Annotated in this window: 23 protein-coding genes; 13 read left to right on the top strand and 10 right to left on the bottom strand. The window is 52.6% G+C overall.

The window, feature by feature from the left end; genetic code table 11:
- The first annotated feature begins 10 nt into the window (after window positions 1-10).
- Together ACXYMU_RS14405 and ACXYMU_RS14400 are read left to right on the top strand one after the other, a co-directional pair.
- Complete coding sequence (locus ACXYMU_RS14405) at window positions 11-1,597, top strand: RagB/SusD family nutrient uptake outer membrane protein (RefSeq protein ID WP_458987106.1); 1,587 nt, start codon at window positions 11-13, stop codon at window positions 1,595-1,597.
- Between the two features lie 84 nt (window positions 1,598-1,681).
- Window positions 1,682-2,266, top strand: a complete 585-nt coding sequence (locus tag ACXYMU_RS14400) for a ribonuclease HII (protein WP_458987105.1) — start codon at window positions 1,682-1,684, stop codon at window positions 2,264-2,266.
- A 19-nt stretch (window positions 2,267-2,285) separates the two neighbouring features.
- Here ACXYMU_RS14400 and ACXYMU_RS14395 read toward each other — a convergent pair whose 3' ends face one another.
- Together ACXYMU_RS14395 and ACXYMU_RS14390 are read right to left on the bottom strand one after the other, a co-directional pair.
- Window positions 2,286-2,723 (bottom strand): response regulator, encoded by a 438-nt coding sequence (locus tag ACXYMU_RS14395; RefSeq protein ID WP_458987104.1) that lies wholly within the window; start codon window positions 2,721-2,723, stop codon window positions 2,286-2,288.
- A gap of 35 nt (window positions 2,724-2,758) precedes the next feature.
- Window positions 2,759-4,240, bottom strand: coding sequence for a sensor histidine kinase (locus ACXYMU_RS14390; RefSeq protein WP_458987103.1), 1,482 nt, complete (start codon window positions 4,238-4,240; stop codon window positions 2,759-2,761).
- 338 nt (window positions 4,241-4,578) lie between these two features.
- On the opposite strand from ACXYMU_RS14390, the gene gcvT reads away from it, so the two are divergent.
- Both gcvT and ACXYMU_RS14380 read left to right on the top strand, forming a co-directional pair.
- Window positions 4,579-5,667, top strand: a complete 1,089-nt coding sequence (gene gcvT, locus ACXYMU_RS14385) for a glycine cleavage system aminomethyltransferase GcvT (RefSeq protein ID WP_458987102.1) — start codon at window positions 4,579-4,581, stop codon at window positions 5,665-5,667.
- Window positions 5,668-5,749: 82 nt separating this feature from the next.
- Complete coding sequence (locus tag ACXYMU_RS14380; protein ID WP_458987101.1) at window positions 5,750-6,466, top strand: 2-phosphosulfolactate phosphatase; 717 nt, start codon at window positions 5,750-5,752, stop codon at window positions 6,464-6,466.
- Between the two features lie 103 nt (window positions 6,467-6,569).
- Here the strand turns inward: ACXYMU_RS14380 and ACXYMU_RS14375 are convergent, their stop codons facing one another.
- The 4 genes from ACXYMU_RS14375 to ACXYMU_RS14360 all read right to left on the bottom strand — a co-directional run bounded on the left by ACXYMU_RS14375 (window position 6,570) and on the right by ACXYMU_RS14360 (window position 9,182).
- Window positions 6,570-6,896 carry a nucleotide pyrophosphohydrolase gene (locus tag ACXYMU_RS14375; RefSeq protein ID WP_458987100.1) on the bottom strand — a complete coding sequence of 109 codons (327 nt, stop codon included), beginning with the start codon at window positions 6,894-6,896 and terminating at the stop codon, window positions 6,570-6,572.
- Between the two features lie 16 nt (window positions 6,897-6,912).
- Window positions 6,913-7,824: a hypothetical protein gene (locus tag ACXYMU_RS14370; RefSeq protein ID WP_458987099.1), complete on the bottom strand. Its 912-nt coding sequence runs from the start codon at window positions 7,822-7,824 to the stop codon at window positions 6,913-6,915.
- Window positions 7,825-7,923: 99 nt separating this feature from the next.
- A complete protein-coding gene (dtd, locus tag ACXYMU_RS14365; protein WP_458987098.1) occupies window positions 7,924-8,376 on the bottom strand; it encodes a D-aminoacyl-tRNA deacylase in 453 nt (150 codons plus the stop codon).
- A gap of 131 nt (window positions 8,377-8,507) precedes the next feature.
- Window positions 8,508-9,182, bottom strand: a complete 675-nt coding sequence (locus ACXYMU_RS14360) for a hypothetical protein (protein WP_458987097.1) — start codon at window positions 9,180-9,182, stop codon at window positions 8,508-8,510.
- A gap of 106 nt (window positions 9,183-9,288) precedes the next feature.
- On the opposite strand from ACXYMU_RS14360, the gene ACXYMU_RS14355 reads away from it, so the two are divergent.
- Window positions 9,289-10,185: an ATP-grasp domain-containing protein gene (locus tag ACXYMU_RS14355; RefSeq protein ID WP_458987096.1), complete on the top strand. Its 897-nt coding sequence runs from the start codon at window positions 9,289-9,291 to the stop codon at window positions 10,183-10,185.
- On the opposite strand, the gene ACXYMU_RS14350 is transcribed toward ACXYMU_RS14355, so the two are convergent.
- Entirely contained in the window at window positions 10,186-11,064 is an 879-nt protein-coding gene (locus tag ACXYMU_RS14350) for a universal stress protein (RefSeq protein WP_458987095.1), read from the bottom strand.
- 158 nt (window positions 11,065-11,222) lie between these two features.
- Here ACXYMU_RS14350 and ACXYMU_RS14345 point away from each other — a divergent pair, with 158 nt between their 5' ends.
- Window positions 11,223-13,949: a hypothetical protein gene (locus ACXYMU_RS14345; RefSeq protein WP_458987094.1), complete on the top strand. Its 2,727-nt coding sequence runs from the start codon at window positions 11,223-11,225 to the stop codon at window positions 13,947-13,949.
- A 114-nt stretch (window positions 13,950-14,063) separates the two neighbouring features.
- On the opposite strand, the gene ACXYMU_RS14340 is transcribed toward ACXYMU_RS14345, so the two are convergent.
- The 3 genes from ACXYMU_RS14340 to ACXYMU_RS14330 form a co-directional block, all read right to left on the bottom strand.
- Window positions 14,064-14,651: an FEKKY domain-containing protein gene (locus tag ACXYMU_RS14340; RefSeq protein ID WP_458987093.1), complete on the bottom strand. Its 588-nt coding sequence runs from the start codon at window positions 14,649-14,651 to the stop codon at window positions 14,064-14,066.
- A 10-nt stretch (window positions 14,652-14,661) separates the two neighbouring features.
- Window positions 14,662-15,792: a magnesium/cobalt transporter CorA gene (gene corA / locus ACXYMU_RS14335; RefSeq protein WP_458987092.1), complete on the bottom strand. Its 1,131-nt coding sequence runs from the start codon at window positions 15,790-15,792 to the stop codon at window positions 14,662-14,664.
- A gap of 153 nt (window positions 15,793-15,945) precedes the next feature.
- Window positions 15,946-16,548, bottom strand: coding sequence for an IMPACT family protein (locus tag ACXYMU_RS14330; protein ID WP_458987091.1), 603 nt, complete (start codon window positions 16,546-16,548; stop codon window positions 15,946-15,948).
- Between the two features lie 177 nt (window positions 16,549-16,725).
- Here ACXYMU_RS14330 and ACXYMU_RS14325 point away from each other — a divergent pair, with 177 nt between their 5' ends.
- The 7 genes from ACXYMU_RS14325 (at window position 16,726) to ACXYMU_RS14295 (ending at window position 23,912) form a co-directional block, all read left to right on the top strand.
- Complete coding sequence (locus tag ACXYMU_RS14325; protein WP_458987090.1) at window positions 16,726-17,133, top strand: sugar 3,4-ketoisomerase; 408 nt, start codon at window positions 16,726-16,728, stop codon at window positions 17,131-17,133.
- A 25-nt stretch (window positions 17,134-17,158) separates the two neighbouring features.
- Window positions 17,159-18,265 (top strand): DegT/DnrJ/EryC1/StrS family aminotransferase, encoded by a 1,107-nt coding sequence (locus ACXYMU_RS14320; protein WP_458987089.1) that lies wholly within the window; start codon window positions 17,159-17,161, stop codon window positions 18,263-18,265.
- A 97-nt stretch (window positions 18,266-18,362) separates the two neighbouring features.
- Window positions 18,363-19,613, top strand: coding sequence for an MATE family efflux transporter (locus ACXYMU_RS14315; protein WP_458987088.1), 1,251 nt, complete (start codon window positions 18,363-18,365; stop codon window positions 19,611-19,613).
- Window positions 19,610-20,566: a glycosyltransferase gene (locus tag ACXYMU_RS14310; protein WP_458987087.1), complete on the top strand. Its 957-nt coding sequence runs from the start codon at window positions 19,610-19,612 to the stop codon at window positions 20,564-20,566. Before ACXYMU_RS14315 ends, ACXYMU_RS14310 begins: the two co-directional genes overlap by 4 nt.
- 199 nt (window positions 20,567-20,765) lie before the next feature.
- Window positions 20,766-21,746, top strand: a complete 981-nt coding sequence (locus ACXYMU_RS14305) for an acyl-ACP desaturase (RefSeq protein WP_458987086.1) — start codon at window positions 20,766-20,768, stop codon at window positions 21,744-21,746.
- Between the two features lie 562 nt (window positions 21,747-22,308).
- Window positions 22,309-23,406: a vWA domain-containing protein gene (locus ACXYMU_RS14300; RefSeq protein WP_458987085.1), complete on the top strand. Its 1,098-nt coding sequence runs from the start codon at window positions 22,309-22,311 to the stop codon at window positions 23,404-23,406.
- 5 nt (window positions 23,407-23,411) lie between these two features.
- Window positions 23,412-23,912: a hypothetical protein gene (locus ACXYMU_RS14295; protein ID WP_458987084.1), complete on the top strand. Its 501-nt coding sequence runs from the start codon at window positions 23,412-23,414 to the stop codon at window positions 23,910-23,912.
- Window positions 23,913-23,956 lie beyond the last annotated feature (44 nt).

The raw sequence follows: 23,956 nt of genomic DNA, 5'->3' as shown, positions 1-23,956 counted from the left end.
AATTACTGAAATGAGAAATCAATTTTATATAAAGAACAAGCTGAAATTAGCACTCATGACGCCTATGCTGGGCCTTTCACTGATGCTGGTTTCATGCGAGAAGGAAGTGGTGGAACTGACCCCTTTCGACAGAATTACTGAGAGCACAGCTTTCGAAACCCCTGCCCGCGTTGAACTTTCGATGGCAGGCGTGTACGATGCAGCGCAAAGCGGTTTCTATGCCGGTGGTGCTGTGCGCGGCTATCCGTTCGGTGCAGCACACGTAGAGCAAGGCGATACACGCGGCGAAGACATGCTGAACCTGGCGGCCTTCTACCAGATTACCTACGAGAGCACTTACAGTGCCGCTACAGCCAACAACCAGTATATGTGGGAGACCCTGTACTCGTTGATCAACAAGGCGAACGTAGTGATCGAGGGTGTTGAAGGGGCCGTAGCCAAGAACGTGATCACAGCCGATCAGGGAAAAGCATATATTGCGGAGTGCAAGTTCCTGCGCGCGTTGGCGCATCACGAACTGGTAACGCACTATGCGCGTCCTTATAACCACACAGCTGACGCATCGCACCTGGGCGTTCCTTACAGAACAACAGCTGTGAACACGCCTGCCCGTGTAGAAGAGGCGAGCACCAAAGGCCGTGATACCGTAAAGGAAGTATACAAGCTGATCCTGGAGGACTTAGCCTCTGCTGAGTTGGGCTTGCCAGATACACGCACTACGAACAAAGTAACGCGTGCCACGAAGGCGGCCGCCATCGCCCTGAAAGCGCGTGTAAACCTGCACAAGCGCGATTGGAGTGCCGTAGTTACAGAGTCGAACAAGATTGTTTCTGCTGCGGCTCCTTTCATCAGCCCGTTTGGTGGTTACCAGCTCACAGCTACGCCAGAAGGACCGTTTGCCAACAACAAGAACAACACAGAGTCAGTATTCTCTATTGAGAACTCCAGTGCAGACAATGCGGGTACTAACGGCGCCTTGCCACAGATGTACAGCATCTCTCCTGCACGTGGTCTGGTTGCGATCAGCCCGATCATCTGGAACCAGGCTTTCTGGCCACTGGATGACCTGAGAAGAACACAGTTGACGAAGCAGGCGACCACTGGTTACTTCTTCACAAACAAATACCGTGATATCACGACGTTCTCTGATAATGCACCGGTCATCCGTTACGCGGAGGTGTTGCTGAACAAAGCAGAGGCCCATGCCCGCTTGAACCAGCCGGCTGAGGCTTTAGCCCTGCTGAACGCAGTACGTGGCAGAGCTACTAGCCTGATCTACGTTGGCCTGAGCGGCAACGAACTGGTACAGGCCATCATCAACGAGCGCCGTATTGAGTTCTTGTCAGAGGGTCTTCGTTGGAAAGATATTCACCGCCTGGCAGTAGAAGGCCAGTACGGTCCGAATGGTATACCTGCTAAGATTGCCCCAAGCACAGCTAGCAAAGCTGACTATGTGGCGGCAAGCGGCGTTGTTAGACCAGGAGCCGTGAGTTTGGCAGCTATCCCTTACGACAGCTACAAGTTTATCTGGCCTCTGCCGTTAACTGAGGTGGCAGCTAACCCTGTCCTGAAGGATCAGCAGAACCCTGGTTATTAATTTGTCATAATTCGCTTAAATCAAAGGCCCTCTAATGTATTTTAGAGGGCCTTTTTTTATACTTGCATCAAACAACAATTTGTGATGCTCCTTTCAAACCACAGCGGCTATACCCTGGAGGCAGGTGTAGATGAAGTAGGCCGCGGCTGCCTGGCGGGCCCTGTCGTGGCCGCCGCCGTTATACTGCCCATCGATTACCGGCACCCACTGCTGAACGACTCCAAGAAACTGAGCAAGAAGCAGCGGGAATCACTGCGCGAGGATATTGTGAAGGATGCCCTGGACTGGGCCATCGGGGAAGCCACACCAGCAGAAATAGACGAGGTGAATATACTGAACGCCACCTACATGGCCATGCACCGGGCACTTGAAAAGCTAGAAACGGAGCCAGCATACCTGCTCGTGGACGGCAACCGGTTCAAACCTTACAAAGAGGTGCCCTACAGCTGTATGGTGAAGGGGGATGGCCGTTACCTTTCTATTGCGGCGGCCTCTGTGCTGGCCAAAACATACCGCGACGATTTGATGTGTGCCTTGGCAACAGAGCACCCCCATTACGGTTGGGAGCAAAACGCAGGCTACCCGACCATAAAGCACCGCCAGGGCATTGCGCAGCACGGCGCCACGTCCTGCCACCGGAAGTCGTTTACCTTATTGCCAAGGTTTTAGACGCACAGCACAAGCCGCCTTATTTGAGTTTGATCAGGTCCAGGAAGAGGCTGAAGCTATCCAGCGAAGAGTGGCTTTTCTCAAAGCTGTCGAAGGACAAGGGCTTTACGATGTAGCCGGTCACGTTGAGGCGTTGGGCAGCCAACCGATCGGTTTCCTCGTTGGAGGTGGTCATGATGAAAACAGGGATGTGGCTGAACTCGGGCTCGTGGCGCATTTCAGCTAAAAACTCCAGCCCATTCATCTTAGGCATGTTGATGTCCAGTAGTATAACACTGGGCACAGGGGAAATCTTCTCAGCACCCTCGGTGCCGCGCAGAATGTTCAGGGCTTCGCGCCCGTTGCGTGCCACATGCAGGGGGTGGTTTAGGTTAATTTTGCTCAGTTCCCGCTCTACATTCATAATATCCAGGTAGTCATCTTCTACTAACAGGATATTAACAACCTTGTCGCTCATAGTATATTCAGGTGCTTAAAAACAAATTTATAAAATTATACGGCTTCTGATGGCTCCTTGGGCCACGTAAAAGTGAAAGTGGCTCCCTGTCCGGGCAAAGAATGCAGCCATACAGTGCCTCCGTTCCACTCCACTATTTTTTTGACGATGGTCAGGCCAACGCCGGTGCTCTCCACCGCGTCCCGCTCCTGCAGCGTCTGGAATATCACGAAAATCCTTTCGTGGTATTCCCGGTCGATGCCGGGGCCGTTGTCGGAAACCGAGAATAGGTGAAAGTCCTCCGTTTCCTCGTAAGCCACTTTTATCAGCCCCACGGGCTTGTCGTGGTATTTGATGGCATTGCTGATCAGGTTGCTGAACACTTGCTGCAGCTGTATACGCACGGTATGCAAAATGGGCAAGTTGTCCTGCACCTCAATTCTGAATTTGGCAGGAGGGGCCAGCATGTCCATGATTTCGCTGAGCAGGATGTTCACGTCTACCTCTTCAGCAATCTGGTTTGTGCGGCCGATGCGGGCCAGCGCCAGTATACCGTTGATGAGGTTCTCCATGCGGTGCACCCGGATGCGCATCATCATGAGGTACTCCTGCACTTTGGGCGGCAACTGTGTGCCCATGTCCTCTTCTACCCAGCGCGAGGCAATCTCGATGCCCCGCAGCGGTGCTTTCAGGTCATGGGATACTACGTAGGCAAACTGGTCCAGCTCTGTGTTTTTGCGGTCTAATTCCGTAAACGTTTCGTCTATGGTGGCCGACATGCGGTTTAGGGAGCTGGAAAGCTGGCTTAACTCATCGCGGGAATTGTCTATAATCTTGGTTTTGTAATCTCCGTTCGATATCTCCTCTGCCAGGTTCACCATCTTGATGATGCGTCCGGTAATGAGGCGGGTAATGTAGTAGGCCCAGCTCAGGCCAAGTATCACCGACAGGATAGTGAGCACAGTGGATACCTGGCGGGTGGTGTTGATGCTGTTGCTCAGGCGCTCGCGCCGCTGCTCGCGCAAATTGTACTCATAAGCGTTAAACTCCCGAAACGCATTCCGGATCGAGTCCATCAGTTTTTTCTCACCCAACACCAGGTTGTCGATCTGGTTGTTCATCTGTCTGTTATACCCGTTGGTGGTATCGGAGCGCATTAGGGAAATGAGGGGCTTGGCGAATTCTTCCTCGAACTTCCTGTGCAGGCGCATGATCTCATCCAGCTTGGCAGCTTGCTCCGGGGTTCCGGCTATATACCGGTGGGTATCTTTGTAAAGGTTGGGTATCTGGCTTTTGGCCTGCACGTATGGCTGCAGGAAAGTCTCGTTGCCGTTTAGCAAAAAGCCGCGCATACCCGTTTCCATGTCAATGATGTTGCGCTGCAGCGAGGCCGAGTTGCGTATCACGATCTGTGATTTCGTGACCCATACCGTGTTTTCGATCACGGCTTCAGACAACCGGAAATTTACGATGGCCACGGCTGTAAAAAGCAGTGAGATCAGCAGAAATCCGGCAAAGAGTTTAACAGAGAGCTTCATGAAGGTGGCTTTCCTTTAAAGGCTAGTGTATGGCCAAAAGCTAAAGGTACAATAGTTTTCGGCAGCAGAAAACTCACAAAGCCCCTTGGGTAGGGTGGCCGCTAGCGGCATTCCCGCTAATTGTGCCGGGCAACGGCGGTATAAGGAAAGGTACAACGTGGTTTATCTAGGTTAAGTAAAATAAGTAGCCACCTAAGTACGCGGCGGGTATCGGAATGTTACTTTGCCCGCTGGCCAGCAGCGAGGACAGCCAGGCCATACATTAATTTCGGAAGCGGCTGAAATTTACTTATTTTTGCCGCACAACCCCTTAACTCAACTAACCGAAGCTACTACTCATGGAACTGAAGAAAATTGCCCTTAACGATGTGCACGAAGCGCTAGGCGCCAAAATGGTGCCCTTTGCCGGCTACAATATGCCAGTGCGTTACGCATCGGATATAGAAGAACACAACACGGTACGCAATGCCGTGGGTATTTTTGATGTGTCACACATGGGCGAGTTCATGCTGCGCGGGCCAAAGGCCCTGGACCTGATTCAGCGCATCACCTCCAACGATGCCAGCAAGCTGGCAGACGGTAAGGTGCAGTACTCCTGCTTCCCGAATGAGGAAGGTGGTATTGTAGACGACCTGTTGGTATACCGGTTAAGCGAAGAAGAGTATATGCTGGTGGTAAACGCTTCCAACATCGAGAAAGACTGGAACTGGGTGAACAAGTTTAACACCGGGGGTGTGGAACTGGAGAACATCTCCGATGACATGTCGTTGTTTGCGGTGCAGGGTCCGAAGGCAGTGGAGGCATTGCAGCCGCTCACGTCCATCGATCTGGCTGACATGGTATACTATACCTTTGATAAAGGCACGTTTGCCGGGGTGCAGGACGTCATCGTTTCGGCGACAGGCTACACTGGTTCAGGCGGCTTCGAGATCTATGTGAAGAACAAAGACGCAAAGGCTGTTTTCGATGCGATCATGGAGGCTGGCAAACCGCACGGCATCAAGCCAATTGGCCTGGGCGCGCGCGACACCCTACGCCTGGAGATGGGCTTCTGCCTTTACGGCAACGACATCAACGACACTACCTCACCGCTTGAGGCTGGCTTAGGCTGGATCACGAAGTTCGATAAAGACTTCGTTAACGCGGATAACCTGAAGGCGCAAAAAGCCGCAGGTGTGCAGCGCAAGCTTATTGCGTTCGAGATGCTGGAGAAAGCCATTCCGCGAGCGCATTATGATATTGTGAATGCCGAAGGCGAGAAAGTAGGGGAGGTTACCTCTGGTACGATGTCGCCTTCGTTGGGCAGGGGCGTTGGCCTGGGGTATGTAGCTACAGACCTGAGCAAAGCAGGCACTGAGATCTTTATCCGGGTCCGCAACAAGGACATGAAAGCACAGGTAGTAAAACTGCCTTTCTATAAAAAATAATTACGCGTGTTTGTTAGGGTATCTTTTTCAGGCAGGAGTTACCCTGACAGACACGAGCAACCAGCAACGAAAAACGAAATAAATGGCAAGTATAGATGTGTGTTACAGCCCCGAGCTGCTGCACTTATATGATTTAGAGGGGAAAGCCGTGGTGGCGGTGGATATCTTACGGGCCACCTCTACCATGGTCACGGCTTTCGCGCATGGGGCCACAGCAATTTACCCGGTGATGGAGCTAGAGGAATGCCGCAACTTCAGTACGCAGGGCTGCCTGACAGCGGCCGAGCGAAACGGTATAAAGGCGGAGGGTTTTGATCTGGGCAATTCACCGTTTAGTTATATGAATGGTGTGGTGCAGGGCCGCGAGGTCGCGATCACTACCACCAACGGTACGCGGGCCATACGGCTGTCAGAGGCTGCAACGGAAGTGGTGATCGGAGCTTTCCTGAACCTGCAGTGTGTGGCCGACCACCTGAACGAACTGGGGCTGGACGTGCTGGTGGTATGCGCTGGCTGGAAAGGTAAGTTTAACCTGGAGGATACCCTGTTTGCCGGAGCACTGGCCGAGTGCCTGCAGCCGAACTTTACGTTTGAGAGCGATGCCACCCTGGCTGCGCTGCACCTGTACCAGGCGGCTAAAGGCGACCTGTTTGCTTACCTGCAGCAGTCCTCGCACGTGCACCGCCTGCAGAACCTCAACATCTACGAAGACATCAAGTACTGCCTGCAGCACAACACCCACGACGTACTGCCGGTATGGCGCCATGACAGGTTAGTAGACCAAGCCTTGGTCGTTTGATTTACAAACTTGAGAAGTTAAAGCACTGAAGAGCTTGGTTGAAGAAATAAACGGAAACTTAGGGCCTTTTCGATTTCTAAACCCAAACTCTTCAGCTTTTAACTCAAAGCAATTTCTTATTCTGCTTGTGGCGCTCGCTATCGCGGGACGTTTTCTTCTCCAGGTTTTTCTCTAAAGCTTCCGTCAGGTTAATGCCTGTCTGGTTGGCCAGGCAAATAAGTACAAACAGCACATCGGCTAGTTCATCGCCCAGATTTTTGCCCTCATCGCTTTTCTTAAACGACTGCTCCCCATACTGGCGGGCGATGATGCGGGCCACTTCTCCCACTTCCTCAGTAAGAATGGCCATGTTGGTGAGTTCGTTAAAATAGCGAACCCCGTTCTCCTGTATCCATTGATCTACGGTGGCTTGCGCCTCGGCTAAAGTCATAGTATGTATTTTGACGTTACTTGCCAAATTTAACCACAAAATCGACATAAGGTATACCGATGAACAATACATCGCGGGCAATGTCGGGGTTGTTCAAGAAAGCCAGGTCCACCGTCATTTTCTCGCCCATGAACCGGATACCATAGGAGTATATACCCTGATAACCATCTATTGGCACCAGCCAGTTCTCGCTGACAAACGCTGTGTTGCGTCCTGTCCGTTTCATGCCGCTGAGCGTAAACACGGGTTTGCCGGAGGCTTCCCCATCCACATAGCCAAAGCCCGTTCCGAAGGTTATATTATCGTCCAGGTTTCCGTAGGTTACAATGCCGTAGCCAACCCCTAGGCCACTGAAGTCCTCCATCGCCGCATTAACATACAGTATACCTGCCCCAGCATTCCATTTGTCGCTGATCGGGAACGTGTATTTAGGGGTGATGAAGTAGATCGGCTCGCCAGAGAAGGTAGAAATTAACTCAAAGCCAGCTCCAATGGTTAGCCGGTCGGTTATGCCAATGTTAATGGAGTTCAGCACCAGGTAAGTGTTCTGGTAGTAAAACTCCCCTTCTTTTAGGCTGAAGGCACTAGGGGAGTAGAAATAGCGCGTCGCGTTGGGGTTCTCGAACCAATACTGGCCATCCCGGAAGTTGCGAGCATTCAGGATTTTAAAGCTCTTTACGGAGGCCATCGGAATAGTAATCTCACCGGCAGTGTCGCTCAGCAGCCGAATACCCGCCTCGCTTTGGCCTAAATACACGCCCTGGATGATAGAGCCGTCAGTGGTTTCCACGAGCCAGCGCTGTGGGGTGCTAGCTTGTGTTTGGGTTGTGTCTGTTTGTTGCGCAAGCACCGGAGCAGGGGCGATGCAAAGCGCGATACCTACCAAGAGCAGTATCGCAAAAAAACGGAAGCGGATAGGTATAGTCATAATTTGTAAAGCCTAAGATGTATACGCCAAGTTAATCTTGAAATGATACTGCAATATCAATAATATTTACAGATGGCAATATATTGTAAAAATTTTTGGCTACTCTTTATTTTTTGAGTCGATGATGATCGTGACAGGGCCATCGTTCAGCAGCGCTACTTTCATGTCTGCGCCAAACTCACCGGTCTGTACCTGTTTGCCTAAAGCACTTTCCAGCAGAGCCACGAATTTCTTATACAAAGGAATGGCTATTGCGGGGGGAGCCGCATTGATGTAAGAGGGGCGGTTGCCTTTTTTAGTGTTGGCAAACAGCGTAAACTGGCTGATGACGAGGATATCTCCCTGCACGTCCTGCACGCTTAAATTCATCTTGCCTTCGTCATCCCCGAAAATACGCAGCTGAGACACTTTGCTGGCCATCCATTTAAGGTCTTCTTCGGTATCGTCGGGGCAAAACCCTGCCAGGGCCAGCAGCCCGTGGCCAATCTCACCTTTTATTTTCTGATCTATCGCTACGGAAGCCTGGGTTACCCGCTGTAGTACAATGCGCATGGCCTGATTCGTTGGTTTCGGGCAAATATAAAAATTTTCTGCGCTAGCATTCAGCAGGAAGGTCGCACAAAGCCCATAAGGCTGAGGTGAGGCATCAGAAGTGCAATTCAGGAGAAGGGGTTCGTAGAGCGTTAATCTACATAGCCTTCATACCGGATGCGGTTCACTTTTCCGTTTTTGAGATGGAACTGGAGCGAGGCAGGCGCGCCCTCACGGTTAGAGGCAATCACCTTTTCGCTGCTTTGGGTAATCACCATTTCCCTGCTCCGCCCTTTCAGCCTGCTTAGGAGTTCCTGCTCGCTCATACCTACGTGGAGGTTATTGCGCAGGGCAATGTCGCTGCTCCTGATATCGGCTACCTGCAGCAGCAACTCCCCAGACTGGCTGGGTGCGTAAAACTCCATCATGGAGCTACCAAAACGGATCGTGAAAATAGTATCGGTGATGTTCGGCTTGTGGCGGTTCTCGATCGCATCGGCGTCCACCGTGAAGTCGGCATTAATGCGGTCGTAATAACTGCTCAGGCTATTGATTTGGGTGCTTATAAAAGGGTTACCCAGCAGGCTGATTGTAGTGGCCGCCCGACGGGGTGCAGCAGCAGTGTCGGTGGGTGCGGCACGACGCTCCTCAGCGATGTCAGAATCCTCCTCACGCCCTAGGTCGGCGCTGCAGGCAGTCGTTACGATGTTTAAGAGCAAAAGCAACAGCAGCAACCGTACGCCAAAGGTGTATTTGTATCGGGAGAAGCTATTGCGGAGGGGTAACATGTTAATGGGGGTATAGATACGCTGTGTTAAATTATACATACATACGAGATGATGCCGCTGAAAAGTTATAGCTAAATCGCCTCCGCTGGTTGTTTTGCCCCGGCATTAAGTATAATTTTGCAGCAAAGATTACACAAAAATGAATATGCAGCAAGTAGCTTTAGTAACATATACAAGCAAGGGCAATTATACCGGGATTTCTGATGATGAGAACAGCCTGTTGTATGATATGTTAACAGGAAAAGGCCTGCAGGTTTCTTTTCATATCTGGGATGACCCAACCGTGGACTGGACCGCCTTTGACGTAGTGGTACTGAAGTCGCCATGGGATTATTTTGACAAAATAAACGCCTTTTACACCTGGCTGGATAAGTTGGAGCAACTGCAGGTGCGCGTGCTAAACCCCATCAGAACAGTGCGATGGAATGCCGACAAACGCTACCTGCTGGACCTGCAGCAGCAGGGCGTAAACATCGTGCCGACGGTATGGCTGGAGAAAGGGCAGGAGTTCTCTGCTGAAAGTATTTTCGAGGCCCTGGCTGCTGAGAAGATAATTGTGAAACCAGCCGTGAGCGGCGGTGCCAAAAACACCTTTGCCCTTACGCAGGCAGAGGCAGAAGCGCAGACAGCAACCATCAACGGCCTGCTGCAAGAAGAGGGTTTTCTGGCGCAGCCTTTCGTGGAAGAGATCAAAACAAAAGGCGAATGGTCTTTCCTTTTCTTTAACGGAGTATACAGCCACACGGTGCTCAAAACCGCCAAACCCGGCGACTTCCGGGTGCAACATTTCTTTGGGGGCACCGTGCATACCCCGGAACCGCCGGCCGCCCTATTGGCCTCCGCGCAGGCTATTGTAGACCAACATGCCCGAGGCTGCCTGTACGCCCGTGTGGATGGGGTGGAACTGAACGGAGCGCTTGCCCTCATGGAACTGGAACTCATCGAGCCCTTCCTGTTCATGGTGCTGAGCGAAGGTGCTTTCGAGCGTTACTACGAGGCGCTGCTAAGCCACTTGAAGCAACTGGCTCCTTCGGCGGTATAGCTAGTCATGGAAAACCAGCATTGGCACCTCTGTTTCCAGCACAAGTTTCTTGGTGAGGCTGGAGTGCAGCAGGCTGTCTAGGAAAGAGCGTTTGTGGTTGGTAACTGCCAGTAAGCTCACTTGCTCTTCTGCTACAAAGTCCTCTAAGGCGTCGGCCACATCATCGCTTTCCAGTAGGGTAAACTGTACGTTAGAGTTTATGCCACGCTGGGCGGTAGCTGCTTTCAGGCGGTCCATGTTCTCCTGATCCTCTGCTCCCACGCTGCCTTTGCACACGTGCAGGCAGAGGATACTAGGCTGGAACGGAGCCAACAGTTTTTGCAGGTCAGCGATAGCCTGCGCATCGGCAGGATTGAAGTCGGTGGCGAACAGCACCCGCGAAAAGCTGTGCTGCCGGGCCTTTACGGGTACGGCCAACACAGGTACTTTCGCATCCTCGGCCATTTTTGTGGTTACGGTGCCAAACAACGAGCGGCTCAGACTATCCTCGCCAAGGGTGCCCATCACTAACAGGTCCGCCTGCACACGCTTGGCTTCCTCCAGGATAGCATCCTCCGGGTTGCCGCTTACAAAAGCAGTTTGCAACTGTACCTGATCTCCGCTCAGCTGCTGTTGAAGTTCATGGCGCAAGGCTTCCAGTTTATTGCGCTCTTCTTCCTCGTTTCGTTGCAGCACCTGCTCCGTAATCTCCTCCGATGGCGGCGGTATAATGCCTGGTGTATTGTAGGGCATCGGTTCCCAGGCAGGGGCCAGGTAGTCGTTAAAGCAATGCAGCAGCAGTACCTCGGCTTGCGGGGCGGCTGAGGCTAACCGAAGGGCGTACTGGCAGGCGTTGTTGGTGCTGTCTTCAAAAGAAACCGGAACAAGGATTCTGAACATGGTGCTGTGTTTAAGGTTTGGGCTGTATACGTGCCGGCGTAGTTCTTTAGTTGTAGTTGCGCGGGCCATTTCCGGTATACCGTTGGTGCTGGTTTGCGCGACCGGCCCCTCTGTAGTTTCGAAAATTACCTTAGTTTTGTAGTCTGAGAACACTGGTCATGCCCAAACGCATTGTATTTTACTTCATCGGGTTTGTTTTGCTTGCCTCACTGGCTTTCTACGGCTTCAACCGCTGGAGAGACTCCAGGGAGCAGGTAGACCTATGGGCGCTGGTGCCGGAAAGCGCAGTGTTTGTGCTGGAAACGAACAATCATGCTAACCTGGTGCAGCACCTGCGCGAAACAGAACTGTGGTCGAGTCTTACGGTGCTGCCCTTCGCACAGCGGTTTGAGGAAAGCCTGGCCGCCATCGACAGTGTGGCCCCCGGCACTGAGCGCCTTTCGCGGTTCCTGGATAAAAAACGGATATTGACCTCTCTCCATGTGGTGGGCAAGGCAGAGGTGTCCTATGTATACTACGTGCCCGTTACCTCGGTAGGCGAGCATCGCTTTTTCCGCACCCTCACCGAGAACATTAGCAAAAGCGAAGAGTTTGAGGAGGAGGTGCGTGAGTACCAGGGCATGGTGCTCACGGATATTACCAACACGCGCCTCGGCACCCGCTATACCTATATCACTTACCACAACAATGTTATCCTGAGTCCCTCGGCCATGCTGGTAGAGGAGATTGTGCGCCGCCTCAACCATGGGGTTACCGGTACCATTGCCGGAGAGTTCCGCAGCACAGACTACCTGGACGAGCCGGATGTATATGCCAACGTATTCGTGAATTACCGGGCTTTACCGGAGTTCTTGAATTTGTTTCTGAAACAGGAGGTGATGCCGGAGGTGCGCTACCTGGCTTCACTTAGCCAAAGCGCCATGCTGGAGCTGAAATTGCATGAGGATAAAATATTCCTCAACGGATTCTCCGCACCTGAAACACTCCGCAATTCCCTGCACAAAATCATGGAGCCCCAGAAGCCGCAGGTCTTGGGCGTGAAAGCGTACCTGCCTAGCCGTACGGCTTTGTTGCTGCATTTTGGCCTGCAGGAAATTGAGCGGATGCTAGGGCCCAGGCAAGAGAACGGTTCGGTGTATGGCGTGACGGTAGACAGCCTGGCCAAGTCGTTGAGCGAGGAAGCGGCCATCGCTTACCTGGAGTCGTCCAGCATCAATGCCAGCCCCGAGAAAGTGGTGTACATGCATATGGCTAACCCTGCTCGTAGCATGAGGCTGCTGCAAAGTCTGAGCGACCAACTGGCCACTGCCCGCAAGCAACGGCCGGTTAAAGAACAGTATGGGAACTACGCGATAGAGCTATTAAACGTACCCGAACTCCCCAAGCAGTTGCTGGGGCGTTTGTTTGAAGGGTTTGAGCAATGCTACGTGGTGCAGGTAGATGATTACCTGCTTTTCTCGGAACGGGTCACGACACTGCGCACGCTGCTAAGCGACCTGGCGGAGGAAAACATCTGGGCCAAGTCTATCATGCAGAAAGCCTTTCTGGAGCAAACCCTGCAGGAGGCGAACCTGAGCGTGTACCTCAACACCGTAAACTCCTGGTATATCCTCAACCGCTATGTGAACGATGATGCCCGGGATAACCTTTTGCAGAATGCTTCCCTGATCAAGCGGTTCAGCCAGGTGAGCCTGCAGTTTGCCAAAGTAGAGGAGCAGTATTATACTAGCCTTGTCATCCGCAGGCCCGACCGCAACAACAGCGAGTCCGTGCAGGATGTGTTTGTCTCGGAAAAGGCCATCACATTCAAGAGCCGACTCAAGTCGCGCCCCTTCCTGATTCAGAACGGCACCGACCGCAGTCGCGAGCTGCTGGTGCAGGATTCCGCTGACGTGCTGCTCAACATTATGGCCAGCGCCGAGCTGGGGTGGGTAGATACCGTCGGGGCGTCTGTGCGCGGCGACATCCACCAGATAGAAGCTGCGGGCGACAGCAAAAAGCTACAATACCTGTTTGCCACCTCCAACCGCATACATGCCCTGAACGAACAAGGGCAAGAGCTGGAGAACTTCCCTTTTAACCTGGGCGATTCCCTGGACATACAACACCTGGCCGTTTTTAATTACGAGAACGATGGCAATTACCGGCTGTTGGTGGACGACATTATGGGCAACCTGTATATGTATGACATGCGTGGTGCAGCGGTGCAGGGGTGGCAGCCCCGCCGGATGGATTACCGGCTTGCCACGGCTCCCCGCCACTTGCGTGTGGGCGGCCGCGACGTGATTCTGGTGGTGCTGGAAAACGGGTATATCTATGCCCTCAACCGCCAAGGCGATACTTACCCGGGTTTTCCGGTTAACCTGAACTCTCCGGTAACAGGGAGCCTGGCCGTGAACCTTGGCCCGGACCTACGGCGCACCACGCTAACGACGGTTACGCGCTATGGCAGCGTGGCAACACTCAACCTGCAGGGTAAACTGCTGAGCCGGGAGCAACTGGAACGCCCAAGCAAGCGGGCGCTGTTCGATTTGGTGCCGGAAAGCAGCAATGGGCGGTCATCGGTTATCGTGCGGCAGGAGCAGGGCAAGGTCACGCTATTCGACCAAGACCTGAATGAGCTTTTCCAGAAGCGCTATGTCACCTCAGCACCTAAAATTGTGCAGTACTTCGATTTTGGCGGTGGCAACCGGATTTACGCCATCACCGAAACCGGCCCCCAGAAAACGTACCTCTACGACAGCGAAGGCAACCTGGTCGGGAACCGCATTTTGGAGAGCAGTGGGCCTATTACAGTTACCTACAACGAATCGTCTGACATCTACAGCCTGAGCAAAGTCTTCCGCAACGAACTCAAACAAATTGAATTCAGGCTGCCGGACTGATTCGCTCAGAAGTCAGCGATGAGATACAGGTTGTAATTGAAGTTATCTGGTATCTGACGGCAAACCATCCTAATGGCAGATCAGGACGAAACGCAGATTATAATAATCTGCGTTTTACAGCCCAATTACATCTTTTCGAACTTCTTTTCGCCACTTTCTGCCGTATCGTTTGTCAAGGTACTCAAATACTACCTTGTTATACAGCGCTATACATTTTTCATTGGGGGCAACGCAGCCAAAGTCATGGTATGCTACATCATATCTCTGCTCGAACTTTTGCTGATTTGCGTAGACGACAGGAGCTATACCTCCCACCAATAAGAGCCTTGGTCTTTGGTATTTGATGTCCCTGTAAGCTACATCCTGATTAACTACACAGTTGGTGCGGGCCAGCAGATTGATACCTGTAACGGGTGCATTTGTTATAGTCACTGTGGTATCTATAACAGGGACGCTAAACCCGATTATCTGCAAGTGGTGTTTCCCTGGTGCTATGTTCTCCAGCTTAAAATTACCAAGGCTATCTGTGTTGGTTGCCTGTCCAGTATTTTTTACTGTCACCAAGGCTTCCTGCGCAGGAACTATGTCAAGGCCTATCAGCAAGTTTACCTTACCACTTATACTATACAAATCCGTTTGGCCCTGTGCCAGGGCTGCCAAGGGAAGTAGGGGTATTAGTAAAAGTAAGATTCGTTTTTTCATGCCTATTCTCTCAAACGCTACTGAACCAACCCTTACGGTAGAAAAAGTAAAGTTGCACCAGAATCAGGGCAAACATTAGCCCTATTAAAGTAGGGTAGGCATATGGTTGATAGAGTTCGGGCATGTTGTGTGGCATCACCTGACCCGTTTCCGGGTTCTCGCGCGAGAAGTTCATCCCGTAAAGCCCCACGATAAAACTCAGGGGTATAAAAATACTGGAGATGATAGTAAGCACTTTCATGATCTCATTCATGCGGTTGCTCACCGTGGACATGTGCAGGTCCACCAAACTGCTGGCCATTTCCTTATGATTCTCCACCAGGTCGATGAGTTGCACACTGTGGTCGTAGGCATCGCGGAAATAGGCTCGCAGGCTTTCCGGAATCACCTGCTCGTCCATCCGCAAAATCTCGCTCATTTTGTCGCGCTCAGGCCACGTGATACGCCGTAGCCGTACCAGTTCACTCTTCAAATCCAGGATCAGGCGCAGGTTGTCCTTTGACGGGGTTAGGATAATCTGGTGCTCGAGGTCCTCGATGTACTCGCCGATCTCCGCCATCACCGGGAAGTAATAGTCCAGCACCACGTCCATCATGGCGTAGGCCATGTACATGGTGGGCCGGTGCCGAATCACGCCTTTGCCAATCCGGATGCGCTCCCGCAGCGGGTCCAGGCAGTCGCCGTAGTCGCTTTGCAAGCTCAGCACGTAATTGGGGCCCGTAAACAGCGACAACTGCACATCGTCCAGCGACTTGAATTCCGGGGCCCAGCGCAGCATACGCGAGATGATGAACAGGCGGTTGTGGTCAAACTCCTCCACCTTAGGGCGCTGGTAGTCGTTGATCACATCCTCCATTTGCAGCGCGTGCAACCCGAAGTCCAACGGCAGCTGCTCCAGCATTTTCTGGTCGTTATACCCCCTGATGTCGATCCAATGGCGGGCGTCGGGCCTGGCTCTCACGTGTTGCATCAGCTCCGCGTAGGTTTCCAGTTCCAGTTCCTCGTGGAAGTCCGCCGTGAAAGAAATCAGGAAAAAGCGCGGCGTGTAAGAATGCGCCGGGACGGTGATGGTACCCGGCTTCAGGCCTGCTTGGCGTTCTAGAATCTTGTTGGGGTTGCGGCGGTGTTTGCGTTTGGACATGCGTTGGTTGCGGGTTGTAGGCTATCTGTGGTTAGCTGAAAACGGCTTTTTAAGTTTAGACGGCGAAAAAGGGCCGCTACACTTGTCGGCTTCTACCCACAAAATAGATGAATTCGCCACTCAAATCAACAATTTAAGAAAAACAATCCAAGGTTACGGGAGCAGCGTTACAGTCACGCCCTCTGTTTCTTGAAGTTTAGCGGTGATTTCCTCTTCCAGGCTCCGGCGTACTTCCAGTGTCAGGCGGCAGTCGAGCGCAAACTGCTGCGCCAGCACGTTCAAATCGTATTCCTTCACCAGGCTCATCACATCGTTCATCTGCGGGTAGGCATAATGCGCTTGTAACTGTACGGTTTCGTGCTGCTCTACCACGGTGGCGTTTGCCAGGGCTTCGGCCGTGGCCGTTTTATAGGCGTGTATCAAGCCACTAACACCCAATTTCGTGCCCCCAAAATAGCGGACCACTACTACCAGGACATTGCTGAGGTCGGCAGAGCGGATCTGTCCGAGAATCGGGTCGCCGGCAGAGTGGTTAGGCTCGCCATCGTCGTTGGCCCGGTAGCGGCTTTTGTCAGCGCCCAGGCTGTAGGCATAGCAATGGTGGCGGGCATCGTAGTACTGCTTCCGGAGTTCTGCCAGCACTTCTTTCACCTCGTCCTCGCTGTATACCGGGTAAGCCAGGGCGATAAACTTGCTTCCCTTCTCCTTGTAGAGCCCTTCGGAGGGAGCCTGTATGGTGTTGTAGGTGTCTTCCATGTCGTTAGCAAAAGCGGTATCGGGTGCGCGAAACAGATAAGCCGGGGGTACTGCGGAGGAGGCCCGGTAAGCAGCAAAGGTAGCCGATCTGTGGCCTTGGGCAAAACCGCTAGGGCCAAGGGTGTGTTATTGCGCCAAAAAGTTTTACTTTGTGCCTGTCATCAACCCAACGCAGCATTGCCAGCCATACCCCCATACCTGCTCTCATTCGACCGTATCGGCACGCCAACGGAAGGGTATATCACCTCCACGCAGTATACAGACAAAGTACCTTTTGCTATCCGGCGCGTGTTTTGGACACAGGGCACGCCTTCTGGATATACGCGCGGGCACCACGCCAACAAAGTAACGGAGGAAGTGCTTATTGCCTTAAACGGCACCGTTTGGGTGAAAGCGGATACCGGAGATGATGTGCAGGAGTTTGAGTTACAGGATGCGCAGACGGGGGTATACATCCCGGCTTTGTGCTGGACAGAGATCCGGTTTTCGGAAGATGCGACGGCCCTTTGCCTGACCTCCACCGACTACGATCCGGCAGACTATATCCGGACGTACGAGGACTTCCTGCAGCTCGTGAAGCGGTAGCTGCACGCTAAAACATCCCATCGCTATGAAACCCATACCCTATTTTGAGTTCAGAGATTTTCCGGAAGGCAGCGAGGCCGCTGTACAGGAGAGCTTACTGAGAGCAGTGGCTGGCAAGCATTATATTCTAGGGCCGCAGCTAAGCGCTTTTGAAGAGGAATATGCCCGTTATTTGGGTGCAGCAGCGGCGATAGGTGTTGGCAATGGGTATGATGCGCTGGTACTGGCCCTGAAAGCCGTGGGCGTGGGGCCGGGAGATGAAGTGCTGGTGCCGGCCCATACCTTCATCGCGACGCTCCATGCAGTGCATCACATCGGGGCCAAACCGGTATTAGTAGAACCAGACGCTGCTACCAACAACATCACGGCTGCCACTGCTCAAGCGGCCATCACGCCTGGGGCGAAAGCGTTGGTACCCGTGCACCTCTACGGGCAGGTATGCGACATGCACCCGCTGCTGGAACTGGCGCAGGAACATGGCCTGAAAGTAGTAGAAGACGCTGCCCAGGCGCACGGTGCCCGCTACCAAAACCGGTTGGCCGGAACGTTTGGCGATGCCGCGGCCTTCAGCTTTTATCCTACCAAGAACCTAGGTGCCCTGGGCGATGGCGGGGCGGTGGTGACTAACAGCCAGGACGTGGCGGCATTTGTGCGGATGCACCGGAACTATGGCGAGACACAGAAATACCGGAGCGAAACGGTGGGCATTAATTCCCGGCTGGATGAACTGCAGGCAGCCGTGCTGTGGGCAAAGCTGCCATACCTGGACCAACTGAATGCAGAGCGGCAACGGTTGGCGGGCATTTACCTACAGCAACTGCAGGGCATTGAACAACTGACGTTGCCTTATGCTGCGCCGGGCTGCGGCCATGTCTTCCATATTTTCTCTATCCGGACCAGGCACCGCGACAGGCTACAGCAGCACTTGGCAGCGGAGGGTATCAAAACAGCTATCCACTATCCGGTGCCGGTACACCTGCAGCCAGCTTACCGGTTTTTAGGGTATGGGCCAGGCGATTTCCCGGTGGCCGAAGAACTGGCCCGCACCAGCTTGAGCCTGCCCCTGTTTCCGGGAATGCACGCCTTGGAGCAGGAAAGGGTGGTGGAAGAAATCCAGCGATTTTTCAGGTAAACCCCCTGGCCTTGGTGTGCAGAACAGGCCCCGCTGTTCCGCAGGCTTTTGTGTGCTCGGATAAATAGCCTATTTTGCAGCCTCCGCCAACGCTGCTATGCTGCAACTGCTTAAATCGTCTGCCTGGTCTCTGCTCTCAGTGCTGGTGCGTGCCTTCTCTGCGCTGGGCATCAACAAACTGCTGGCGCTCTACTACGGGCCAAACGGTATTACGCTTTACGCCCACTTCCAGAACCTGCTCAGCATTATTACCACCGTGCCAAACGGGGGCGTGAATATCGGTGCAATCACCCTGCTGGCTTCCCACAAAGCATCCTCAGTACCATACCAGCGCTATTTCCTGGCGGCACTGCTGCTTAACCTGATTTGCCTGGTTGTGGCGCTGGGGCTTATCCTCCTTTTCCCGGGGTACTACCTGCAGGTGTTCCGGAGCGAGCTGGTGCTTTTGCACTGGACCCTGGTTTTTGCTTTTGGCAGCCTGTTGCTCACGCTTAACTTGTACCTGCTGGCGGTGCTGCTGGCAAGGCGCGAGTTAAAGTGGTATGTGCTCGGGGTAAGTGTGATGAGTCTGGGCGGGCTGGCAGCCGTTTATGCCGTGTCGGGTAAGTGGGCGATGCCGGAACTGCTGCTGCTGATGTTTGCCGCACAGCCGGCTACCTTTCTGCTTGTACTGCCGGCGCTTTATTTCCGCAAGATGCTACCTGGGTTCACCAAAATTCCCATACCGGCCACTGTATACCGCGACCTGTGGAAGTACATCCTGATGGCATTAAGCGCAGTGGCCTGCCTGAAACTTACAGACTTTTATATCCGCGATTTTGTTATTGGTCGCTACAATTTATACCAGACCGGGCTGTGGCAGGCCGTGGTGCGGGTGTCGGAGCAATACAGTAACGTCTATACCTCTGTGATCGGGATGGTGATATACCCCCGCATGGCAGCCCTGGTGGGCGAGCCGGAGCAGCTACGAAAATATGTCCGGAACGCTTTTTACCTGGTGCTGCCCGCCCTTGCGCTTGCCTTGCTGCTCGTCTACCTGTTCCGGAACTGGGTGCTGTTGCTGCTCTTCGACGAGGTGTTTGTGCAGGCCAGTTACCTGTTCAAGTACCAACTGCTGGGCGACTTCTGCTGGATGGCCAGCATGCTGCTGACTAACCTGCTGGTGGTGCGGGCGCACGTAAAACTGTATATTGGCTGGCAAATTTGCTCCGCCTTGGTATATATTGCCCTGGTGTTCCTGTTGATCGGGCCGTTGGGCTTGGCGGGCGTCACGCTGGCGCATGCCATACGCTATGCAGTGGTGCTGGCCTTTTTCATGATTTTCTACGCAAAATATATCCGCCTGTGAGTGCTACCCCTTTAGTTTCTGTGGTAAGCCTTTGCTATAACCACGCCCCCTTTCTACAACAGGCCCTGGACTCAGTGCTAGCCCAAACTTACCCGAGCCTTGAGGTAGTGGTGGTAGATGACTGCAGTACGGATAACAGTGTCGCGATTATAGAGGCGTATCTCCAAAAGCACCCGCATATACGCTTTATCAGTACGGGCCATAACCGGGGAAATACAGCTGCCTTTAACCTAGGGTGGCGCGCCAGCCGGGGCGAGTATATCATTGATTTTGCCACCGATGATGTGTTGCTGCCGGATCGGGTGGCGCAGCAGGTAGCGGCTTTTCAGGAATTGCCCAGCACTTACGGCGTTATCTATTCAGATGCTGAATACATCTCAGAAGCAGGCGCACACTTAAAGTACCATTACCGGCGCAAGCCCAGCGGACAGTTAAAAGATGATGCCCCATCCGGGGATGTGTTTGCAGCTTTATTGGAAAGATACTTTATCTGTCCGCCTACCATGATGGTGCGTCGCCAGGTGTTTGAGGCACTAGGAGGGTATGATGAGGCGCTGGCTTATGAGGACTTTGACTTTTGGGTACGCTCTGCCCGGAATTATCACTATTATTACCTCAATGCCGTTACCACACAGCGCCGGGTGCACCCCCAATCGCTTTCGGGAGGCTGGTATAAGCTAGGCAATAAATTGCTGGCTTCTACTGTGCTGGTATGCCAGAAAGCAGCCGGGCTGGTCGAAACACAAGCTGAGCGTGAGGCACTGGCAGTCCGGCTGCGGTACGAAGCCCGGCACGCCTACCTGACGGGCAACTTTGAGGAAGCGGCCCAGTTCTTGCATATACTGGCAGCACAAGGCCGAATGCCGGTTTTATACCAATTGATACGTGGCCTGAACAGTCGTCAGATTAACCTCGGGATTATACGCAGACTGTATCATTACATCACCCATTGAAATTAAATTGCGTGTTTAACTGTTGGTTAAGCAGCAAGTGTTCTCTGAGCATATAACCCTTTCTGCCATTTACGTAAGTATAAGTTCTTTATTTGCTTAGCGGGAAATTCTCATTTTGAATTGGACGGGAAATTCCCGTCTTTGGGCAGCAATATTGAGTTTAATAAGTATATTTGACTTTTAATAAACAGACATAAGAATGATTACAGCAAGCACCACCACTCGGGCAGAGGTTATTAGATGGATGGAGGACTTTGTAGGCGAAAAGTTCACTGAGCTTCTAAAAACCGTAGAGGACAGTTGGCAGCCGGCCGATCTTTTGCCAGATGCCACCATGGAGACGTTTTTCGATGAACTGAAAGAGTTGCGTGAGCGTGCCCGTGATTTAAGCTACGATCTGCTGGCTGTGTTGGTGGGCGATACCATTACGGAAGAGGCACTCCCAACGTATGAAAGCTGGTTGATGACTATCCAGGGCCTCCCGCAAGACCCGGACAGCCCTTGGATGAAGTGGAACCGCGGCTGGACAGCTGAGGAAAACCGTCATGGCGATGCCCTGAACCGTTATTTATACCTGAGCGGCCGCATTAACATGCGCGAGATGGAAGCCTCTACCCAGTTTTTGCTGGCCGATGGCTTCGACCTGCAGACGGACATGGATCCATACCGTTCGTTCGTGTACACCAGCTTCCAGGAGACTGCCACCAACATCTCGCACCGCCGCGTAGCTCAGATCGCTAAAAAGCAGGGAGACCTGACATTGGCTAAACTCTGTGGACACGTAGCAGCCGATGAGGCCCGCCACGCCAAAGCCTATAAGGCTTTTGTGAGCAAGATATTTGAAGCCGACCCGAATGAAATGATGCTGGCTTTCGAGGACATGATGCGCAAGAAGATCGTAATGCCGGCTCACTACATGCGCGAGCTTGGCGTAGACCTTGGCAAAACGTTCGGCCACTTTACAGATGCGGCACAGCGTATCGGTGTTTATACCTCTTTTGACTATACCGACATTCTGGAAGGTTTGATCAAGGAGTGGAACATTGAGGGTATAAGCGGCCTGAACGAAGCCGGTGAGCGTGCCCGCGACTACGTAGTGGCCTTGCCTAACCGCCTGAAGCGTGTTGCTGACCGCATGAAAGCACCCGGACTAGAGTACAAGTTCCGCTGGATCGCCTAAGCAGCGAATTCATACATAAAAAATCGAGCGCCTGTGCACACCTGCACAGGCGCTCGACGTTTATAGTGCTCCAGGTATAAGGGAGCCTGCTCTCTCCTGGGGACAGGTTTCGTGCCAATGCTGTCAACTGAAGAGGGCAACGGAGCAATGCTGTCATTTCGACCAGTGGGAGAAATCTGAACTTCACTATACAGGATAATTACCCAGATTTCTCCTGCTGGTCGAAATGACAATTTCCACTTACTTATATGCACATCTGCCGTAGCATAGAAGCGGCTTAATCGCGAATTGGTTGGCAGCACTATCAACAGTGTATCCTGAACAACGCAACGACCCTCACGCCTCTTTAGGGGCAGTGTGGCCTCATCGCTCTCCGCAAGCACCGTCTCGGGTCATATCGCTTTCATGATTTTTTCGTTTAGTGTAAATGAACTGTCATCTGTTGATGAACCTCTTCATAGGCAAAATCCGGTTAAAGACAGCAAATGTGGTAGATTTTGTGCTGCTCATAACATAAAACAAAGTAGCCGCTGTGCGTGTTATACCTCCAAACCCTTTTACCATGGCAATAGGATACCGATTCTCTGAATATATACCCCCCCAAGACGACAAACCCGGATTCGACTCGCTGCTGAAGATTTTCATGCAGTTGGTTACCATCACGTCCGGTGATGTGGGCGAGGCACTGAATTGGCTCAGCTCGCTGGACAAGCAGTATAACCTGACCGGCGACGAATATGGCATCGGTGATTTTATAGAGGACCTCCGAAAGAAAGGTTACCTCGACGAAGACAAGGAGAAAGGCAGCCTGCAACTGACGGCCAAAAGTGAGCAGGGCATTCGGAAAAGCGCGCTGGAGGAGATCTTCGGCAAGCTGAAAAAAGGAAATAAAGGCGGCCACGCCACCCCGCACACCGGCACCGGCGACGAAGCAAGTACTGACCGCCGCGAATACCGTTTTGGCGACTCGCTAGAGCAGATCTCTATGACCGACTCGCTGCGCAACGCCCAGATCAACCACGGCATTGGCGACTTGCGGCTCACGGAGCAGGACCTGGAGGTAACCGAAACAGAACATAAAACGCAGGCGGCCACCGTGCTGATGATCGACATTTCGCACTCCATGATTCTGTATGGCGAAGACCGCATCACGCCGGCCAAAAAAGTGGCGATGGCCCTGGCCGAACTTATCAAGCAGAAATACCCGAAAGACACCTTGGACATTCTGGTGTTTGGTAACGACGCCTGGCAGATAGAAGTGAAAGACTTGCCCTACCTGGAGGTTGGGCCATACCATACCAACACAGTGGCAGGCCTCGAACTGGCCATGGACATCCTGCGCAAGCGCAAAACACCGAACAAGCAGATCTTTATGATCACGGATGGCAAGCCGACTTGCCTGAAGGAAGGCGTGCAATACTATAAAAACAGCTTTGGCCTGGACCGTAAGGTGGTGAACAAAACCCTGAACCTGGCTGCCCAGTGCCGCCGCATCAAAATTCCGATCACTACGTTTATGATTGCCTCTGACCCCTACCTGCAACAATTTGTAGATGAATTCACGAAGGTGAACAACGGGCAGGCCTACTACAGCAGCCTGAAAGGCCTGGGTCACCTTGTGTTCCGGGATTATAAGCAGAACCGCCGCAAAAATTTTTAAACTGCATGGATAGCAGAAATACAGCGCCATTGTTTGATTTCAGTGGGGTAGGGAGCGCCATGAGTACCTTCCTGCCGCATCTGCTGGTACAAATCACAAGTCTAATGGTGGCTTCGGGCGGGTTTATCCTCATGGCTCTTTCGGAGTCTGCTGGCTTCATTTTTATGCTCTGCTTTCTGCTCTTTCATCTGTGTCTGCATTTTTTTATCAAAGGCACGAACAGCTATGCGCAGGCAATCTCATCCCTCCCGCTGCAAGTTGTGATCAAAGCCATACAGTCGGTTTTTATCCTGATGGGGATGATCGCACTGGCTGTTTGCTTTTATGAGTTGTTTCAATGGACCTACTTTGAACTCTACAAAGAACACCAAAGCGAGGCGTTCTACTTTGAGTGGCATCATGAAATAGTATCGCTGGCACCGCCTGTCCTGAAGGTAGGATTAGTGGGAGAACTGATTCGGCAACTTTTCCCCTACCTATGGCAGGGGAAAAGAGAAATGGCCTAGGGTTACGCTGCCTTCAAGTAACCTTCGTACAACACATTTGAGTA

The organism is Pontibacter sp. CAU 1760 (assembly GCF_054482735.1).
The sequence above is the reverse complement of the archived record's forward strand: the minus strand, read 5'-3'. Positions and strand labels throughout refer to the sequence as shown.

Coding starts and splice junctions, on each gene's coding strand:
- ACXYMU_RS14360 (WP_458987097.1), bottom strand. CDS start 9,182: ATGTATAATTTAACACAGCGTATCTATACCCCCATTAACATGTTACCC.
- ACXYMU_RS14380 (WP_458987101.1), top strand. CDS start 5,750: ATGGCAAGTATAGATGTGTGTTACAGCCCCGAGCTGCTGCACTTATAT.
- ACXYMU_RS14405 (WP_458987106.1), top strand. CDS start 11: ATGAGAAATCAATTTTATATAAAGAACAAGCTGAAATTAGCACTCATG.
- ACXYMU_RS14330 (WP_458987091.1), bottom strand. CDS start 16,548: ATGGAAGACACCTACAACACCATACAGGCTCCCTCCGAAGGGCTCTAC.
- dtd (WP_458987098.1), bottom strand. CDS start 8,376: ATGCGCATTGTACTACAGCGGGTAACCCAGGCTTCCGTAGCGATAGAT.
- ACXYMU_RS14340 (WP_458987093.1), bottom strand. CDS start 14,651: ATGAAAAAACGAATCTTACTTTTACTAATACCCCTACTTCCCTTGGCA.
- ACXYMU_RS14390 (WP_458987103.1), bottom strand. CDS start 4,240: ATGAAGCTCTCTGTTAAACTCTTTGCCGGATTTCTGCTGATCTCACTG.
- ACXYMU_RS14395 (WP_458987104.1), bottom strand. CDS start 2,723: ATGAGCGACAAGGTTGTTAATATCCTGTTAGTAGAAGATGACTACCTG.
- ACXYMU_RS14375 (WP_458987100.1), bottom strand. CDS start 6,896: ATGACTTTAGCCGAGGCGCAAGCCACCGTAGATCAATGGATACAGGAG.
- ACXYMU_RS14300 (WP_458987085.1), top strand. CDS start 22,309: ATGGCAATAGGATACCGATTCTCTGAATATATACCCCCCCAAGACGAC.
- ACXYMU_RS14320 (WP_458987089.1), top strand. CDS start 17,159: ATGAAACCCATACCCTATTTTGAGTTCAGAGATTTTCCGGAAGGCAGC.
- ACXYMU_RS14295 (WP_458987084.1), top strand. CDS start 23,412: ATGGATAGCAGAAATACAGCGCCATTGTTTGATTTCAGTGGGGTAGGG.
- ACXYMU_RS14345 (WP_458987094.1), top strand. CDS start 11,223: ATGCCCAAACGCATTGTATTTTACTTCATCGGGTTTGTTTTGCTTGCC.
- corA (WP_458987092.1), bottom strand. CDS start 15,792: ATGTCCAAACGCAAACACCGCCGCAACCCCAACAAGATTCTAGAACGC.
- gcvT (WP_458987102.1), top strand. CDS start 4,579: ATGGAACTGAAGAAAATTGCCCTTAACGATGTGCACGAAGCGCTAGGC.
- ACXYMU_RS14305 (WP_458987086.1), top strand. CDS start 20,766: ATGATTACAGCAAGCACCACCACTCGGGCAGAGGTTATTAGATGGATG.
- ACXYMU_RS14355 (WP_458987096.1), top strand. CDS start 9,289: ATGCAGCAAGTAGCTTTAGTAACATATACAAGCAAGGGCAATTATACC.
- ACXYMU_RS14350 (WP_458987095.1), bottom strand. CDS start 11,064: ATGTTCAGAATCCTTGTTCCGGTTTCTTTTGAAGACAGCACCAACAAC.
- ACXYMU_RS14315 (WP_458987088.1), top strand. CDS start 18,363: ATGCTGCAACTGCTTAAATCGTCTGCCTGGTCTCTGCTCTCAGTGCTG.
- ACXYMU_RS14370 (WP_458987099.1), bottom strand. CDS start 7,824: ATGACTATACCTATCCGCTTCCGTTTTTTTGCGATACTGCTCTTGGTA.
- ACXYMU_RS14400 (WP_458987105.1), top strand. CDS start 1,682: ATGCTCCTTTCAAACCACAGCGGCTATACCCTGGAGGCAGGTGTAGAT.